Genomic DNA, 15079 nt, shown 5'->3' with positions numbered 1-15079 from the left:
CTTCATCTGCCGTTTGCTTCGAATCGTTTTGTTCGCTGCAGCAGAGGAATGAGATTATGCTCGACCTGCTGAGCTTCGTCAACAGCTTATTTTTCAGTTGTGTGACAAATCCGGCGCGTTTTCACCCTCGCTGCGGATGAAGTCGACGAAGGCGCGCAGCGGCGCCGGCACCAGCTTGCGGCCCGGGTAATACAGGAACGGCCCGGAGAACTGCGGCCACCATGGCTGCAGCACGGGTTCGAGCAAGCCTTGCGCGACATACGGCGCCAGCCAGTCCTCGAACAGGTACACCACACCCAGCCCCTGCACGGCCGCATCGATCGACAGGTCCAGCGCGCCGCCGATCTGTACCAACAATTGTCCGTTGGGTTCAACGGTGATGGTCTCTCCATCGCGTTCAAACACCCACTGGATCATCGCCCCGCTGGCAAAGCGCGCCCGGATGCAGGCACCTGGCGGCAAGTCACGCGGATGTGCAGGCATGCCATGCCGGGCCAGGTACGCGGGTGATGCCGCCGCCGCCATGCGCTGGATGCGCGGCCCGATCGGCACGGCAATCATGTCCTGCTCGAGCCGTTCTTCATACCGGATACCGGCATCGCACCCCGCGGCCAGCACATCCACGAAGCTCTCCTCCGCGACCACCTCCAAGCGGATCTCCGGATACCGCGCCAGGAACCGTGGCACGATGGCGGGAAGCACCAGGCGTGCTGCGCTCATCGGCACGTTCAGGCGTAACAGGCCCGTCGGCGTGTCGCGAAAGCCATTGATCACATCTAAAGCAGCGTCGATCTCCTGCAATGCCGGATCGAGCCGTGCCAACAGGCTGCTGCCCGCTTCGGTCAGCGTCACGCTGCGCGTGGTCCGGTTGAGCAAACGCACGCCGAGCCGCGTTTCAAGACGCCGCACTGCTTCGCTCAGGCCGGATGCGCTGCCGTCCGTCGCGCGCGCCGCCTCACGGAAGCCGCCGGCACGCGCCACTGCGACAAAAGCAGACAACTCTCCCAAATCGGTTTTCATTGTTCGTTTTTTCGTACAACCTGTGTGGATTTGCCTGGATTGTCACACAGACCCATGCGTCGTATCGTGATTCCACTTACCCATAAGAAGGAAAACTATGTCCAACATCGAACAGGCAGGCACCTATACACTCGGCGACCGCACCGTACGCCGTCTTGGCTACGGCGCCATGCAACTGGCCGGCCCTCACGTGTTCGGTCCGCCGAAGGATGCAGAAGCTGCCCGCGCCGTGCTGCGCGAAGCGGTCGAGCTTGGCGTGAACCACATCGACACGTCCGATTTTTACGGTCCGCACGTGACCAATCAATTGATCCGCGAAGCACTACATCCTTATCGGAACGATTTGGTGATCGTGACCAAGATCGGGGCGCGCCGCGGTCCGGATGCCAGCTGGCTGCCGGCCTTCTCGGCGCCCGAACTTGAACAGGCCGTGCATGACAATCTGCGCAACCTGGGCCTGGATGTGCTCGATGTGGTCAACCTGCGCGCGATGTTCGACATGTTCAAGCCGGCAGAAGGTTCGTTAGAAGCACAGCTGACCAAGCTGGCTGAGCTGCGCCAGCGCGGCCTGATCCGCCATATTGGCCTGAGCAACGTGACGCCGCAGCAAGTAGAAGACGCCCAGCGCGTCGCACCAATCGCCTGCGTGCAGAATATGTACAACCTCGTCCACCGCCAGGACGACGCCCTGATCGATGCGCTGGCCACGAAAGGGATTCCGTACGTGCCCTTCTTCCCGCTAGGCGGCTTCACGCCACTACAGTCGGATGCCCTGTCCGGCGTGGCGCAACAACTCGGTGCGACACCGATGCAGGTGGCGATCGCCTGGCTGCTGCGTCGTGCGCCGAACCTGCTCCTGATCCCCGGCACCTCGTCCGTAGCGCACTTGCGCGAGAACCTGGCCGCTGCGCAACTGGTGCTGCCGGACACTGCGATGACGGCGCTGGACGGTATCGCTACTCCCGCAGCGTGACGGTCGTGTAACTTGGGTCGGCCTTGATCTTCTCTTGCGTAAAGGGAAGGCTTGGCCAGCTCTTGCGTGAATACAGCAGCGTCTGGTCGGCATACCACGGCGAGGCGGGATCGACCGACTGCCCATAGGTCAGCATCGCCTGCGCCACCGGGCCCTGCTCGTCGAACGTCACGGTCTGCAGATAGCTCTGGCCCCAATGCGCGCCGACATAGCCTTGTGCCGTCAAGCCACTGCGCATCGTCAGTGACCCATAGGTACCTTCCTGATTCCCATTGCCGCCATGCAGTGGAATACGCACGCCATTGCGTGGCTCGACCTGATAGTCACCCAAGCGGCCATCAAGCGGCACGCCGAGCGACTGCAGCTTGTCGGCCGCTGTCCTGAGCGCCACCAGCATGGCGGGCATGGCCGCCGGTGCCACGCTAGCCGGCGTATTGACCGGATCCGCCGGATCGAACGGCCGCGCCCATTTGTTCGGGATCGCCGTTGCCAGCGCCCAGAATTCGCGGAACAGCACCGCGCCCCGGCTATCGAGATCGGCGCGCCGATCCCACGCTTGCAGCGTCGTGCAGGCTTGCTGCATCAGCGTGCTGCTCGCGCTGCTGCAGGCGGTCAACAACTCGGGCAACACCAGCTCGGCCGCATAAACGCGGTTCGAGAACGCCAGCGCCTGCATGTCAGCGAGGTTCAACTTGTTGCGCTGTGGCAGCAGATCCTCGACCTGGCGGAACCCGATCCGCGTACGCAGGCTTTGCTCGGCATTCACGCGCCCGTACAGCGGCGAATAGCCCAGCGGCGCCGGACCAGTGAGCAGCGCCTTCGGATTGGTCAGCCAGTAACTGTCGTTCGAATTGCCGACGTAATCGGTGCGCATCATCCACGGCGCCGTGGCCGGCGCGTAAATGCCGGCCGGCGCGCCCACGTCCTGCCCCCAGCCGCAGCTGCTCTTTGACCCGTCAAACAGCAGCGCCGCCTGCAGCAACAGGCAACCGTTGACGAACTTGTCCGCATTCATGTGCGGCACGACACTGGCGTCCGCATACAGCGTATTGCCATCGCGGTCGGCCGCCACCGTGTTCACCCATGGCAGCCCCACCACCTTGTCGAGCGAATCCTTCAGCGTGCGCACACTGGTGGCGGTGCCGATGCCCAGCCACTGCTCGAGCATCCGGGTATTGCTGCGGTTCGGGTCGGCCAGCACATAGGCAGCCTGAGCGGTCCACGTCAGACCCGCCGCCGGCCGGCTGATGACGGCGCCCTGATGGCTGAAATAAAAGGTTTTGGTACGCCGGCTGACCAGGCCATCGGGCAGCAGCGCCTCGACCGTCACCGTTTTCGACGTCATCGTGCGCCGCGCTCCGTCATACAGATAGGTGGTGCCAGTGGCGTCGCCGGGATCCAGCGCCAGCCGGAACGTGGTGAAGTGATTGGCGAACGTGACCGTGTGACTCCAGGCCACGTCGCGGTTGAAACCGATGACGACGGCCGGCACGCCGCCGATGATCACGCCCATCGCGTCGTAGCGCCCCGGCACGGTCAGGTGGGCCTGATAGAAGCGGTCGGTTGTGGTCCACGGATAGTGCGGGTTGCCAAGCAATAGCCCGCGCCCATTGGCGGACAAGTCCTTGCCCACCGCCAGCGCATTGCTGCCGAAGCCTTGCCGGTTGAGCAGATCGAGCTGCGCGACCAGCGACGACGCGTCGATCTTGCGCGGCGCCGCCTTGGCCAGCGTCACGGTGGCGCCGGGAACCCGACCTGCCGCAACGAAGTCGCGGGCAAAGGCCTGGCCCGATGCGTGCAGCGCCTTTTCCGCCACCACCAGCATCATGTCGTCGAGCGAAATCGGCCTCACCCATTTCGTGTTGGCACAGGCCGCCGGTAACTTGCTTCCCGCATCCTTCAGGTACCGGTTATAGCCTTCGACATAGCCTTCAAGCAGGTCGCGTGGCTCACGCGCGCCGCTGGCATACCCCGCGCGCAATTGCTCAATGTCGAGGTAGCCCTTGAAGAAGAAGTCGCTGTCCTCGTTGTTCAGGTCCATGAACCCGCTGCCGCCGCCATACTCGTCGCCCGTGCGCTGGCGTGGCCGCGCGTCGGCGCCGAAGAACAGCGAGCGCTCACCGCGCACGGTCAGCACCGCATCGGCGAACATGCAGACATTGTCCTGGGCATAGGCATACGCCAATCCATACCCTAGGCTGCGGAAGTCGTCGGCCCGCACATGCGGCACACCATGCGCGGTGCGGGCAACGTCGACGTTGATGCGGGCGGCGGTGGCTGGGGGCGGCGGCTGAACTGCCGGATCGTCATCATGATCCCGACCACAGGCGCCCAGCGCCAGCAAGAGTGACACGACAAGGAGGCGACGGTACGCAGCAGGATGACGACGTTGCATGAGAGACGCTTTCTGCGGCGGGCGCCGCACGATCGAACCATGACGAAGTAAAACTATTGCAATACTTTAACCCTAAAATAGTGCCGACGTGCTATTTCTCTCGCATGGATGCGGCATCGACGCGACAAACCCGGCGCGACAAAACGACGCCGCAAAGCAAAAAAGCCCACCAGACACCTGGTGGGCTTTCTCTATATAACTAGCCTGACGATAAACTACTTTCACACTGGTTGCAGCACTATCATCGTCGCAAAATCGTTTCACGGTCCTGTTCGGGATGGGAAGGGGTGGGACCGATTTGCTATGGTCATCAGGCATAACTTGCTGGAAAACTGTTCCTCTACTGGGCAACAGGCTTCCTGAATTCCGGCTCGCATTCTAACAAGCAATTTCCGATACCGCCAGCTTTATCGCACACCCCATCAAAAACGCGGCAACGCCTGCACCGGGCCAGCCTGCAAGCCCGCCTGGCGCATCGCCGCCTGCACGGCATCGATACGCGCAGCCATCGACGGATGCGACGCCAGGTAATGCAGCACGGCCGGTGTCTTGCCCTCCTCACGCTGCAAGGTGGTGAACAATTCGGTGGCGCCGCCAGCATGGCCGTAGCGACATTGCAAGATGGCCAATGCCTTCGCATCCGCAGCGGCTTCGCGGCCCCGCGAATAGCCCGACTCACCCAGATGCTGCGCCGGCGCCAGCACGCCCGCCGTCCCGCTACCGTCGCCCGTGAGCACGGTGGCAGCGGCAATCAGCACCACCCGCCGGCCAACTGCACGCAGGTGATCGCGGTTGGCCATGTGTGACAGCTCATGGGCGAGCACGAACGCCATGCCGTTTTCGGATTGCACACTGTCGAACAGCGCCGAGAACACGATCACCACGCCGCCTGGCGCCACCATCGCATTGGGCGTGTCCGAGCGGTTCACACGCACGGTGACCGGCCCGCTGACGCCGGCGCAGCGGCGCATGCCATCGACGAGATCCTGGGCCCAGGCTTCGCGCGTGCGCATCGCCGGCTCGCTCGCTGGCGGCGTCCATGCCATCATCTGCGTCAGCTGCGCCTCGGTCTCCGGCCCCATCCGGTCCACCACCACATCGACCAGCCAGCCCAGCACCAGATAGCCGACGATCACTGCCGCGGACAGCCCGGCCAGGATCAGCGCAAAATCCTTCAGTGGATGGCCGGGCGTGACGTTGTCGTTGTGCTCGGGCAGCGACGCCTGGTATTTCATGGTGCGGTGCTCTGTTCCATGTAATAGATGGCGGTGCCGTAGGCCAGGACCTCGACGCCATTGATCTGCCGCTGGTTGCCGGTCAGCGGCATCGTTTCGAGGCGCACGTTGACGATCTCGTGGGCGCCCGGGCAGCTTTCCTTCAGGCGCAGCACCGCTTCACGCTTGGCGCGATCGAGCAGCGTTTCATACGACTGCACCGGCCCGCCCACCAGCGAGCGCAGCGCCGACGCCGCTTTCTTGAAGTGATCGACCGCCACCACCACGCTACCCGTGACCAGCTCGGTGCGCGCCACTGGCGCAGACCCGAGCAATGTCTTGAGCGATGTGGCCGGCAAGTGCAGCCATGTTTTTTCTCTGGCGATGATGGAGCGGTAATGCCTGGCTTCGGCCATGCGCCCGAAGACGTAGCCCAATCCAATCGGCACCGTCCAGAAGACAATCAGGAAAATCAGGTCCATCAGTCCACCGTCACCGCGGTGCCGTAGACATAGATCTCGGCGGCGCCGGCGGCCACCGACGAGGTCGAGAAGCGCACATTGACGACGGCGTTCGCCCCCATCTGCGTGGCTTGCGCCTGCATACGCTCGGTGGCCTGCGCGCGCGATTCTTCCAGCAACTCGGTGTAGCCCTTGAGCTCGCCGCCAACCATGTTCTTCAGCCCCGCCATGATGTCGCGGCCCACGTGCTTGGAGCGCACCGAGCTGCCGGAGACAACGCCGTGGCACGCCGTGATGGTCTTGCCCGGAACGGTTTCGATATTGGTCATGAACATGGAAGGCACTTTCTAAAGAAGGAGTCGTCGATTGTAGGCGCCGATCTTTATTAGAAGCAATGTCAACTGCATAGTCGCGCGAATGACTGCAGCATCACAGTAAAATACCGCCTTCAAATCCCCTCCTCCTGCCGCCACCATGTCGATCCTGCTCACCACCCTGAATGCCCGCTACACGCACGCCTCGCTCGGACTGCGATACCTGCTGGCCAATATGGGCCCGCTGCAGGAGCAGACCCGTATCCAGGAATTCGTCACCGGCGCCAAGACCGCCGACCTCGTCGAGCGCATCCTGGCGCACGCGCCGCGCATCGTCGGCTTCGGTGTGTATATCTGGAACGTCGAAGAAACCACGCGCCTGGTGGCAATGCTCAAGCGCGTCGCGCCCGCCGTGAAGATCATCCTGGGCGGTCCGGAAGTCTCGCACGAGACCGGCGAACAGGAGATCGTCGGGCTGGCCGACTACGTCGTCACCGGCTGGGGCGACGTCACGTTCCCCAAGCTATGCGGCGAGATTTTGAATGGCCCGAAGCCTTTGATGAAAATCCACGCCGGCGTGCAGCCGCCGATGGACGCCATCGCCCTGCCCTACGCGCTGTACAACGACGACGACATCGCCAACCGCACCCTGTACGTGGAAGCCTCGCGCGGCTGCCCGTTCAAGTGCGAGTTCTGCCTGTCGTCGCTCGACAAGACCGCCTGGCCATTCCCGCTCGACGCGTTCCTGGCCGAGATGGAAGCAATGTACGTACGCGGCGCACGCCTGTTTAAATTCGTCGACCGCACGTTCAACCTGAACGTCAAGACGAGCCTGCGCATCATGGACTTCTTCCTCGACAAGATCGCGCAGTATCCGGACGACCCGATCTACGCCCACTTCGAGCTGGTGCCCGACCACCTGCCCGATGCGCTGAAGGACACCATCGCCAAGTTCCCGGCCGGTGCGCTGCAGTTCGAGATCGGCATCCAGAGCTTCAACCCCGAAGTGCAGGCGCTGGTGAGCCGCCGCCAGAACAACGAGAAGGCGGCCGAGAACATCCGCTGGCTCACGCAGCATGCCACCGCCCACCTGCACGTCGACCTGATTGCCGGCCTGCCCGGCGAAGACGTGGCCAGCTTCGCGCGCGGCTTCGACCAGCTGGTGGGCCTGGGCGCCGAAGAAATCCAGTTCGGCATCCTCAAGCGCCTGCGCGGCACACCGATCATCCGCCACACCGAAGCCTTCGGTATGGTGTACGACCCGTACCCGCCGTACACCGTGCTGGCGACGGACAAGATCGACTTTGCGACCATGCAGCGCCTGGTGCGCTTTGCGCGCTACTGGGATCTGGTGGCCAACTCGGGTCGCTTTGCCAACACCACGCCGGTGCTGCTGGGCGAGGCGCCATTCGACAACTTCATGGCATTTTCGGACTGGATCTACACGCGCACCGATGCGACGCACCGCATCGCGCTCGATCGCCTGGCCAAGCTGGTGGCCGAGTACTTACAGGTGCGCGGTATGGCGGCGCATGAAGCGGCCAGCCTGCTCGCCAGCGACTACGCCGGCAAGGTCGACGCGCCGGCGCGCACGCCGCAAGCGGTCGTGGGCACGGGCCCGGATACGGCACGCGCCGTGGCTCCGTCACGCCAGGCGCGCCACCTCGCGGCCTGATCGCGAAACCAACAATGTGGCAGCGGGCGCGATTCTCTTTTACACTGCCGCAATGCAGATTGAAAATGCGCCAACATTAACCATTCAACAGGCCGGCCAGGGGGCGGGCCAATCTGTCATCGCCAGCGGGGTCTGGCAAGTCCACGGCCTGTCGCAACACGGTATATTGAAAGGCATCACGCGCCAGCTCGCGGGCCTGAAAGACAAATCCGCCTGCACCTGGGACCTGTCCGGCGTCGATAGCCTGGATCACATCGGCGCCCAGATGTTCTGGAATACCTGGAACAAGCAGCGCCCACCGCGCCTCACGCTCGACCCGCGCCAGGAAGACCTGTTCAAGCGCATCGAAGCAGCCAGCAAGATCACCCTGCCGCGCCAGCGCGTCAGCCCCTTCGACTGGCTGATCAAGCTTGGCGCCGGCATGCTCGACTTCTTCGCGCACCTGCGCAGCTTCATTGGCCTGATCGGTATCGTGATCCAGGACCTGTGGCGTTTTGCACGCCGCCCTGCCACTGGCCCATGGCGCGAAATCTCGGCCAATATCTATCACTCCGGTTTTCAGGCGCTGGGCATCACGGCGATCGTGGGCTTTTTGATCGGGATCGTGCTGTCGTTCCTGTCGTCGCAGCAGCTGCGCATGTTCGGCGGCGACGCCTACCTGGTCAACATCCTCGGCATGGCGGTGATCCGCGAACTGGGCCCGCTGCTGGCCGCGATCCTGGTCGCGGGCCGCTCCGGCTCGTCGATCACGGCGCAACTGGGCGTCATGCGCGTGACCGAGGAACTCGATGCGATGCTGGTGATGGGCGTCTCGCACGGCTACCGCCTGATCCTGCCGAAGGTGATCGCGCTGGCGATCTCGATGCCGCTGCTGGTGGTCTGGACCGATGCGATGGCCCTGCTGGGCGGCATGGTGTCGGCAAAAATCGAGATGGGCATGTCGTTCCGCTACTTCCTGCAGAAGCTGCCCGATGCGGTGCCGTTCGTGAACTACACCATTGGCCTGCTCAAGGGCGCGACCTTCGGCGTGCTGATCGCGCTGATCGCGTGTCACTTCGGCCTGCGCATCAAGCCCAATACCGAAAGCCTCGGGCGCGGCACCACGACCTCGGTCGTCACCGCGATCACGGTGGTGATCCTGGCCGACGCGGTCTACGCGATCATCTTCAGCAACACGGGATTCTGATGGCCGACACCCAAGCACAATCCCCCCAGCGCCTGAACCTGCGGCCCGACGAAGATGTGGGCAAACCCGTCGTCGAGATCCGCAACCTGTGGACCCGCTTCGGCCGCACCGTCGTGCACCAGGACCTGAACCTCGAAATCTACGATGGCGAGATCCTGTCGATCGTCGGCGGCTCGGGCACCGGCAAGACCGTGCTGCTGCGCCAGATGCTGGGCCTGGAGCGCCCGTCGCAGGGCAGCGTGCACGTGTTCGGCGAAGACATCAGCGCGGCCAAGCCCGAGCAGCTGCAACGCATGCGCAACCATTGGGGTATGCTGTTCCAGCAGGGGGCGCTGTATTCGGCACTGAACGTCTTCGACAACATCGCCCTGCCGATGCGCGAGCTGCATGCGCTGCCCGAGGACGTGATCCGCGACGCGGTGCTGCTCAAGATGGACATGGTGGGCCTGGGGCCGGAACACGCGGCCAAGATGCCGTCCGACCTGTCCGGCGGCATGGTCAAGCGCGCAGCACTCGCGCGTGCACTGGCGCTCGAGCCGCAGCTGCTGTTTCTCGACGAGCCGACCGCAGGCCTGGACCCCGACCTCTCGGACGCCTTCGTCACGCTGATCCAGACGCTGCACCGCGAATTGAAACTGACGGTGGTGATGGTCACGCACGACCTGGACACGCTGTTCGCGCTGTCCTCGCGCATCGCGGTGCTGGCCGAAAAACACGTGCTGGCAGTGGGACCGTCGTGCGATGTGCTCAAGGTCGAGCACCCGTTCATCAAACACTTTTTCCTGGGCCCACGCGGCCAGCGGGCACTGGAAGTGCTCGACGAGCGCCGGGCCCAGAACGAATCGGAGACACACTAGTATGGAAAACAGGTCACATGCGCTGATGACCGGCATCTTCACGATCGCCCTCTTGGTGGCGACGGTGCTGATCGGCCTCTGGTTCAACCGCGACAAGACTGAACTGGTGCAGTACGAGATCGTCACCACGCAGTCGATCCCCGGCCTGAACCCGCAAGCCACGGTGCGCTACCGGGGCCTGGAAATCGGCCGCGTCGACACCATCGACTTCGATCCGCGCGTCACCGGCCAGATCCTGATTCGCCTGTCGGTCGACGAAGCCTCGCCGATCACCAGCACCACCTATGCCTCGCTTGGCTACCAGGGCGTGACGGGCATCGCGTTCATCCAGCTCAATGACGAGCGCACCGGGTCGCCGCGCCTGGCCACCGGCGGCGAGCGCATTGCCCGCATCCCGCTGCGTCCCGGCCTGCTCGACCAGCTCGAGGACCGCGGCCTGGCAATCCTCGACAAGGCCGAGCAGATCACCACCAGCCTCGACGAGCTGCTCAGTCCCGAGAACCGCGCCACGATGCTCGGCGCGTTCGAAAGCGTGGACCGCGCCGCCGAGGCGTATGCGGCGATCCCGCAGCGCCTCGATCCGGTGCTCGACCGCTTGCCGTCACTGGTCACGAAAGTCGACCGCAGCATGGACTCGATCGACACGCTGGCCACCAGCGCCACGTCGATGACGCGCAACTATGACAACCTGGCCACGCGCCTGCAAGCCCCGGACGGCCCGATCGAACGCCTGAACGGCACCATCGGCGCGCTCGGTGCAGCCACCAGCGAGCTGGAACTGGAAACGCTGCCGCACGTGGTACAGATGACCGATGAAGCACGCGCCTCGCTGCGCGCCGTGCGCCGCACCGCGAATTCGTTCTCCGACCGCCCGCAAAGCATCCTGTTCGGCACACCGGGCGATGCGCCCGGACCGGGCGAGCCGGGCTTCGCGCCCCCGACCAAATGAGGACCACCGTGAATCTCCGCCCCTACCGCCTCGCCGTTGCCGTGACCATTGCTGGCGCCGCGCTGCTGGCCGGCTGCGCCAGCAACAAGGGCGCGCCCAATACCATCTATGACTTCGGCGCGCCATCGGCCCAGCAATCTGCGCCCGCGCAACCGGCGGCATCGCTGCCCCCGATCGTCGTGATGGACGCCACCGGCGGCGCTGTCCTCGACAACGAGCGCATGGTCTACCGGCTGAATTACGCCGATCCGCTGCAGGCCCGTACCTACGCCGGCAGCCGCTGGAGCGGCACGCCGCTCGACCTGATCACGCGGCGCCTGAAAGTGCGCCTGGCGCAGGCCGGTGTCACGGTGCTGTCGGCCACCGACGCCGCCAACCGCGTGCCGATTCTGCGCATCGAGGTCGACGACTTCGTGCACGCGTTTTCCAGCGCCAGCGCAAGCGAAGGGCAGATCCTGCTGCGCGCATCGGTCCTGGCCGACCACCGCCTGGTGGCCCAGAAAAGCTTTGCGCACAACGCCCCTGCCCCAAGTCAGGACGCCGCCGGCGGCGTAGCCGCACTGGCCGCCGGTACCGACCGGATCGCGCTCGATCTCAAGAACTGGCTGTCGACCCTCGACCTGCAGGGCAAATGAGCGACGAGGCCATCTCCGCCGAAGTCGCGGCCGGGCGCTCGCGCGGCTCGCCGATCGTGCGCGCCGCGCTGATGGCGTATCTGCTGCTGATCATCTACGCGAGCTGGTTCCCGTTCACCGGCTGGCGCGATACGGGCGTGGCGCCGCTGGCGTTCCTGAATCTGGTCAAGCAGCGTTACTTCACGGGCTTCGACGTGGGCGTCAATATCGTCGGCTACATCCCGTTCGGGATGCTGCTGGTGCTGTCGTTCTATCCCCGCGTGCGCGGCGTCTGGGCGGTGCTGCTGGCAGCGCTGATCGGCATCTTCACCACCGGCGTGATGGAAACGGTGCAGAACTTCCTGCCCAGCCGCGTGCCGTCGAACCTCGACTTCGTCACCAATGCGGGCGGCGCGCTGCTCGGCGCCGTGCTGGGCGCCCTGTGGGCGCCTGGCCTGCTCGATCGCAGCCGCCTGTTCAAGCTGCGCCAGCGCTGGTTCGCACCCCATGCGAGCCAGGGGCTGGTGCTGGTGGCCATGTGGCCGCTGGCGCAGATCTACCCGCAAAGCTACCTGTTCGGCCATGGCCAGGTGCTGCCGATCGTTTCCGGCTGGCTGTCGTCGTGGTTCGATACCGACATCGACCTGGTCGCGATGCTGCGCCCCGGCGTGACGATGAGCGTCGAGCAGTACTGGCTGTCCGAGACCATCATCACTGCCTGCGGCATGACTGGCGCCGCGCTCACGCTGATGTGCCTCGTGCGCCGCGGCGCCCCGCGCTTCTGGCTGATGATCGCTTTGCTGGCATCGGCGCTGGTGCTCAAGGCGTTTGCCAGCTCGCTGCTGTTCCGGCCCGATAACGCGTTCGTCTGGATCACGCCGGGCGCCGAAGGGGGCTTTTTGATCGGCATGATCATGCTCTCGGGCCTGGTGTTTGCGCCGCAGGTGGCGCAGCGGCGTCTGGCCGTGGTGACGCTGATACTGGCGCTGGTGGTCGTCAACACGATCCCGGTGAACCCGTATTTCTCGTCCACGCTGCAGGGCTGGGTGCAGGGCAAATTCCTGAACTTCAATGGCGCGGCGTGGTTCCTGTCACTGAGCTGGCCATTCTTCGCGCTCTGGTTCCTGCTGCTGCCGTCACATAAACTCAATCGCCAGTAAGATAATACTTCTGCCTTTTTCGACGAGAACGCCATGACCGACCAACCGTTTTACCAGCACCACGTCTTTTTCTGCATGAACGAGCGCGAAGGCAAGGACGCGCGCCAGAGCTGCGGCAAGTGCGGCTCTGAAAAAGCCCAGAAACACGCCAAGAAGCGCATCAAGGAACTCGGCCTGAGCGGCGAAGGCAAGGTACGCATCAACCAGGCCGGTTGCCTCGACCGCTGCGAAGAAGGCCCCGTGCTCGTGGTGTACCCGGAAGGCGTCTGGTACACCTACGTCGATAACGAAGACATCGACGACATCATCGATACCCATCTGGTCGGCGGCAAGGTCGTCGATCGTCTCAAGATCTGACCATGAACATCCACTCGCAAAAATTCTATCTGGACGGCGACGCCGGCAAGATGCAATGCCTGCTCGACCTGCCCGACGAGGCCCCGCGCGGCATCGCGCTGGTCGCGCACCCGCACCCGCTGTACGGCGGCACCATGGAAAACAAGGTCGCGCAGACGTTGGCGCGCACCTTCGTCACGCTGGGTTACGCCGTGGCGCGCTTCAATTTCCGCGGTGTCGGTGAATCCGAAGGCGTGTACGACGACGGCAAGGGCGAAGTGGACGACATGGCGATCATGTACGAGCACATGCGTGCGCGCTACCCCGACCTGCCGGTGACGCTCGCCGGTTTTTCGTTCGGCACCTTCGTGCAGGCGCAGTTCGCGCTGCGCCTGGAAGCCGAAGGCCGTGCGCCCGAGCGCCTCGTGCTGGTGGGCACCGCGGCGGGCAAATGGCCGATGCCGCCTGTGCCGCAAGACACGATCCTGATCCACGGCGAGCAGGATGACACCATCACGATGCAGCAGGTATTCGACTGGGCACGCCCGCTGGATCTCCCGGTGATCATCATTCCGGGCGCCGACCACTTCTTCCATCGCCGGCTCGGCCACATTAAAAATCTGGTCGTTCAACTGTGGCGCCGTGACATTTAACGGTCACAGTCCCCTATAATCATTCCCTTCTCTTGAGGCAGTGCCCCCGGGCATTGCCTTGCGCTCTACCACCGCTCCACCTTTTACAATGACGAACGTTTCCATGAAAAAACTGTTAGCGGCCTTTGCCGCCAGCCTGGTAATGATCTCGGCCAGTGCGCAAACCGTGCCGGCTCCATCCATCGCAGCCAAGTCGTGGTTACTGCTCGACACCACAAGCGGCCAGGTCATCGCGTCGCAAGACCAGAACATGCGCATCGAACCGGCGTCGCTGGCCAAGATCATGACCGCGTATGTCGCGTTCTCGGCGATCCGCGACAAGCGCCTGTCGATGAACCAGATGGTCAATGTGTCCGAGCGCGCCTGGAAAGTCGACAGCAGCAGCTCGAAGATGTTCATCGACCCGCGCGTGCCAGTCTCTATCAGCGACCTGCTGCATGGCCTGATGATCCAGTCGGGAAATGACGCCGCCGTCGCGATCGCCGAAGCCGTCGCTGGCGACGAAGCCACCTTCGTCACGCTGATGAACCGCGAAGCGCAGCGCCTGGGCCTGAAGAGCACACGGTTTGCCAACCCGCACGGCCTGCCGGACGCGAACAACTACTCGACCGCCGCCGACCTGGCCAACCTGGCCTCGCACGTGATTCGCGACTTCCCCGAGTTCTACAAGATCGACTCGATCAAGCAGTTCACGTACAACAAGATCACCCAGCAGAACCGCAACCGCCTGCTGTGGCTCGATCCGACCGTCGATGGCATGAAGACCGGCCACACCGATTCGTCGGGCTACAGCATGATCTCGTCGGCGCGCCGGCCGAATGGCAGCACGGGCGAGCGTCGCCTGGTCGCCGTCGTACTGGGCACCAGCTCGACCGAGGTGCGTACGCAAGAAAGCCAGAAGCTGCTGAACTGGGGCTTCCAGAACTTCGACACCGTCAAGCTGTACTCGAAAGGCCAGGCGATCCAGACCCCGCAGATCTGGAAGGGCTCGCAGCCGACCGTCAAGATCGGCTTCACGCGCGACATCCTGGTGACCGTGCCGAAGGGCGTGGCCGGTAAGCTCAAGCCGGTGCTGGAGCGCCGCGATCCGCTGGTCGCGCCGCTGGCGCGCAACGGCGCGGTCGGCACGCTCAAGATGACGGTCGATGGCAAGCCGCTGCTGGTGTTACCGGTCGTCGCGCTGGAAGAAGTCCAGGAAGCGAGCATTTTCGGCCGCGCCTGGGATTCGATGCGTCTCTGGATGCAGTAATCCGGTCGCCAGATCAGGCAAGC

15 protein-coding genes and 1 rRNA gene are annotated in these 15079 nt (G+C 64.1%); 10 read left to right on the top strand and 6 right to left on the bottom strand.

The window, feature by feature from the left end; translation table 11 throughout:
* Positions 1-93: 93 nt before the first annotated feature.
* Positions 94-1020: a LysR substrate-binding domain-containing protein gene (locus NX775_RS22980; protein WP_258838092.1), complete on the bottom strand. Its 927-nt coding sequence runs from the start codon at positions 1018-1020 to the stop codon at positions 94-96.
* Between the two features lie 97 nt (positions 1021-1117).
* On the opposite strand from NX775_RS22980, the gene NX775_RS22975 reads away from it, so the two are divergent.
* Positions 1118-1993, top strand: coding sequence for an aldo/keto reductase family oxidoreductase (locus NX775_RS22975; protein WP_258838091.1), 876 nt, complete (start codon positions 1118-1120; stop codon positions 1991-1993).
* Here the strand turns inward: NX775_RS22975 and NX775_RS22970 are convergent.
* The 5 genes from NX775_RS22970 to NX775_RS22950 all read right to left on the bottom strand — a co-directional run bounded on the left by NX775_RS22970 (position 1977) and on the right by NX775_RS22950 (position 6398).
* Positions 1977-4388 (bottom strand): penicillin acylase family protein, encoded by a 2412-nt coding sequence (locus tag NX775_RS22970; RefSeq protein WP_258838090.1) that lies wholly within the window; start codon positions 4386-4388, stop codon positions 1977-1979. The two genes, NX775_RS22975 and NX775_RS22970, sit on opposite strands and share 17 nt — an antisense overlap.
* Positions 4389-4590: 202 nt before the next feature.
* Positions 4591-4703: ribosomal RNA gene (rrf, locus tag NX775_RS22965) — 5S ribosomal RNA — on the bottom strand.
* Between the two features lie 107 nt (positions 4704-4810).
* A complete protein-coding gene (locus NX775_RS22960; RefSeq protein ID WP_258838089.1) occupies positions 4811-5623 on the bottom strand; it encodes a M48 family metallopeptidase in 813 nt (270 codons plus the stop codon).
* Positions 5620-6084 carry a YbjQ family protein gene (locus tag NX775_RS22955; RefSeq protein ID WP_258838088.1) on the bottom strand — a complete coding sequence of 155 codons (465 nt, stop codon included), beginning with the start codon at positions 6082-6084 and terminating at the stop codon, positions 5620-5622. The genes NX775_RS22960 and NX775_RS22955 overlap by 4 nt, the downstream gene beginning before the upstream one ends.
* Positions 6084-6398, bottom strand: a complete 315-nt coding sequence (locus NX775_RS22950) for a YbjQ family protein (protein WP_258838087.1) — start codon at positions 6396-6398, stop codon at positions 6084-6086. Before NX775_RS22950 ends, NX775_RS22955 begins: the two co-directional genes overlap by 1 nt.
* Before the next feature lie 139 nt (positions 6399-6537).
* Here NX775_RS22950 and NX775_RS22945 point away from each other — a divergent pair, with 139 nt between their 5' ends.
* The 9 genes from NX775_RS22945 (at position 6538) to NX775_RS22905 (ending at position 15056) form a co-directional block, all read left to right on the top strand.
* Complete coding sequence (locus tag NX775_RS22945) at positions 6538-8052, top strand: B12-binding domain-containing radical SAM protein (RefSeq protein ID WP_258838086.1); 1515 nt, start codon at positions 6538-6540, stop codon at positions 8050-8052.
* A 52-nt stretch (positions 8053-8104) separates the two neighbouring features.
* Positions 8105-9238, top strand: a complete 1134-nt coding sequence (locus NX775_RS22940; RefSeq protein ID WP_258838085.1) for an MlaE family ABC transporter permease — start codon at positions 8105-8107, stop codon at positions 9236-9238.
* Entirely contained in the window at positions 9238-10095 is an 858-nt protein-coding gene (locus tag NX775_RS22935) for an ABC transporter ATP-binding protein (RefSeq protein ID WP_183555248.1), read from the top strand. Before NX775_RS22940 ends, NX775_RS22935 begins: the two co-directional genes overlap by 1 nt.
* 1 nt (position 10096) lies before the next feature.
* Positions 10097-11044 (top strand): MlaD family protein, encoded by a 948-nt coding sequence (locus NX775_RS22930; RefSeq protein WP_258838084.1) that lies wholly within the window; start codon positions 10097-10099, stop codon positions 11042-11044.
* Positions 11045-11052: 8 nt separating this feature from the next.
* Positions 11053-11679 carry an ABC-type transport auxiliary lipoprotein family protein gene (locus tag NX775_RS22925; RefSeq protein WP_343829164.1) on the top strand — a complete coding sequence of 209 codons (627 nt, stop codon included), beginning with the start codon at positions 11053-11055 and terminating at the stop codon, positions 11677-11679.
* Entirely contained in the window at positions 11676-12818 is a 1143-nt protein-coding gene (locus tag NX775_RS22920) for a VanZ family protein (RefSeq protein ID WP_258838082.1), read from the top strand. Before NX775_RS22925 ends, NX775_RS22920 begins: the two co-directional genes overlap by 4 nt.
* Before the next feature lie 33 nt (positions 12819-12851).
* Entirely contained in the window at positions 12852-13175 is a 324-nt protein-coding gene (locus tag NX775_RS22915; RefSeq protein ID WP_183555244.1) for a (2Fe-2S) ferredoxin domain-containing protein, read from the top strand.
* A gap of 2 nt (positions 13176-13177) precedes the next feature.
* The gene (locus NX775_RS22910) at positions 13178-13807 is read left to right on the top strand and encodes an alpha/beta hydrolase (RefSeq protein ID WP_258838081.1); all 630 of its coding nucleotides are present in this window, start codon (positions 13178-13180) and stop codon (positions 13805-13807) included.
* 103 nt (positions 13808-13910) lie between these two features.
* A complete protein-coding gene (locus tag NX775_RS22905) occupies positions 13911-15056 on the top strand; it encodes a D-alanyl-D-alanine carboxypeptidase family protein (protein ID WP_183555242.1) in 1146 nt (381 codons plus the stop codon).
* The last annotated feature ends 23 nt before the right edge of the window (positions 15057-15079 follow it).

The organism is Massilia aurea (assembly GCF_024753205.1).
Classification (GTDB): domain Bacteria; phylum Pseudomonadota; class Gammaproteobacteria; order Burkholderiales; family Burkholderiaceae_D; genus Telluria; species Telluria aurea.
Note: the sequence above shows the minus strand (reverse complement) of the source record. Positions and strands in the feature narration are given on the sequence as shown.

Coding starts and splice junctions, on each gene's coding strand:
- NX775_RS22980 (WP_258838092.1), bottom strand. CDS start 1,020: ATGAAAACCGATTTGGGAGAGTTGTCTGCTTTTGTCGCAGTGGCGCGT.
- NX775_RS22975 (WP_258838091.1), top strand. CDS start 1,118: ATGTCCAACATCGAACAGGCAGGCACCTATACACTCGGCGACCGCACC.
- NX775_RS22970 (WP_258838090.1), bottom strand. CDS start 4,388: ATGCAACGTCGTCATCCTGCTGCGTACCGTCGCCTCCTTGTCGTGTCA.
- NX775_RS22960 (WP_258838089.1), bottom strand. CDS start 5,623: ATGAAATACCAGGCGTCGCTGCCCGAGCACAACGACAACGTCACGCCC.
- NX775_RS22955 (WP_258838088.1), bottom strand. CDS start 6,084: ATGGACCTGATTTTCCTGATTGTCTTCTGGACGGTGCCGATTGGATTG.
- NX775_RS22950 (WP_258838087.1), bottom strand. CDS start 6,398: ATGTTCATGACCAATATCGAAACCGTTCCGGGCAAGACCATCACGGCG.
- NX775_RS22945 (WP_258838086.1), top strand. CDS start 6,538: ATGTCGATCCTGCTCACCACCCTGAATGCCCGCTACACGCACGCCTCG.
- NX775_RS22940 (WP_258838085.1), top strand. CDS start 8,105: ATGCAGATTGAAAATGCGCCAACATTAACCATTCAACAGGCCGGCCAG.
- NX775_RS22935 (WP_183555248.1), top strand. CDS start 9,238: ATGGCCGACACCCAAGCACAATCCCCCCAGCGCCTGAACCTGCGGCCC.
- NX775_RS22930 (WP_258838084.1), top strand. CDS start 10,097: ATGGAAAACAGGTCACATGCGCTGATGACCGGCATCTTCACGATCGCC.
- NX775_RS22920 (WP_258838082.1), top strand. CDS start 11,676: ATGAGCGACGAGGCCATCTCCGCCGAAGTCGCGGCCGGGCGCTCGCGC.
- NX775_RS22915 (WP_183555244.1), top strand. CDS start 12,852: ATGACCGACCAACCGTTTTACCAGCACCACGTCTTTTTCTGCATGAAC.
- NX775_RS22910 (WP_258838081.1), top strand. CDS start 13,178: ATGAACATCCACTCGCAAAAATTCTATCTGGACGGCGACGCCGGCAAG.
- NX775_RS22905 (WP_183555242.1), top strand. CDS start 13,911: ATGAAAAAACTGTTAGCGGCCTTTGCCGCCAGCCTGGTAATGATCTCG.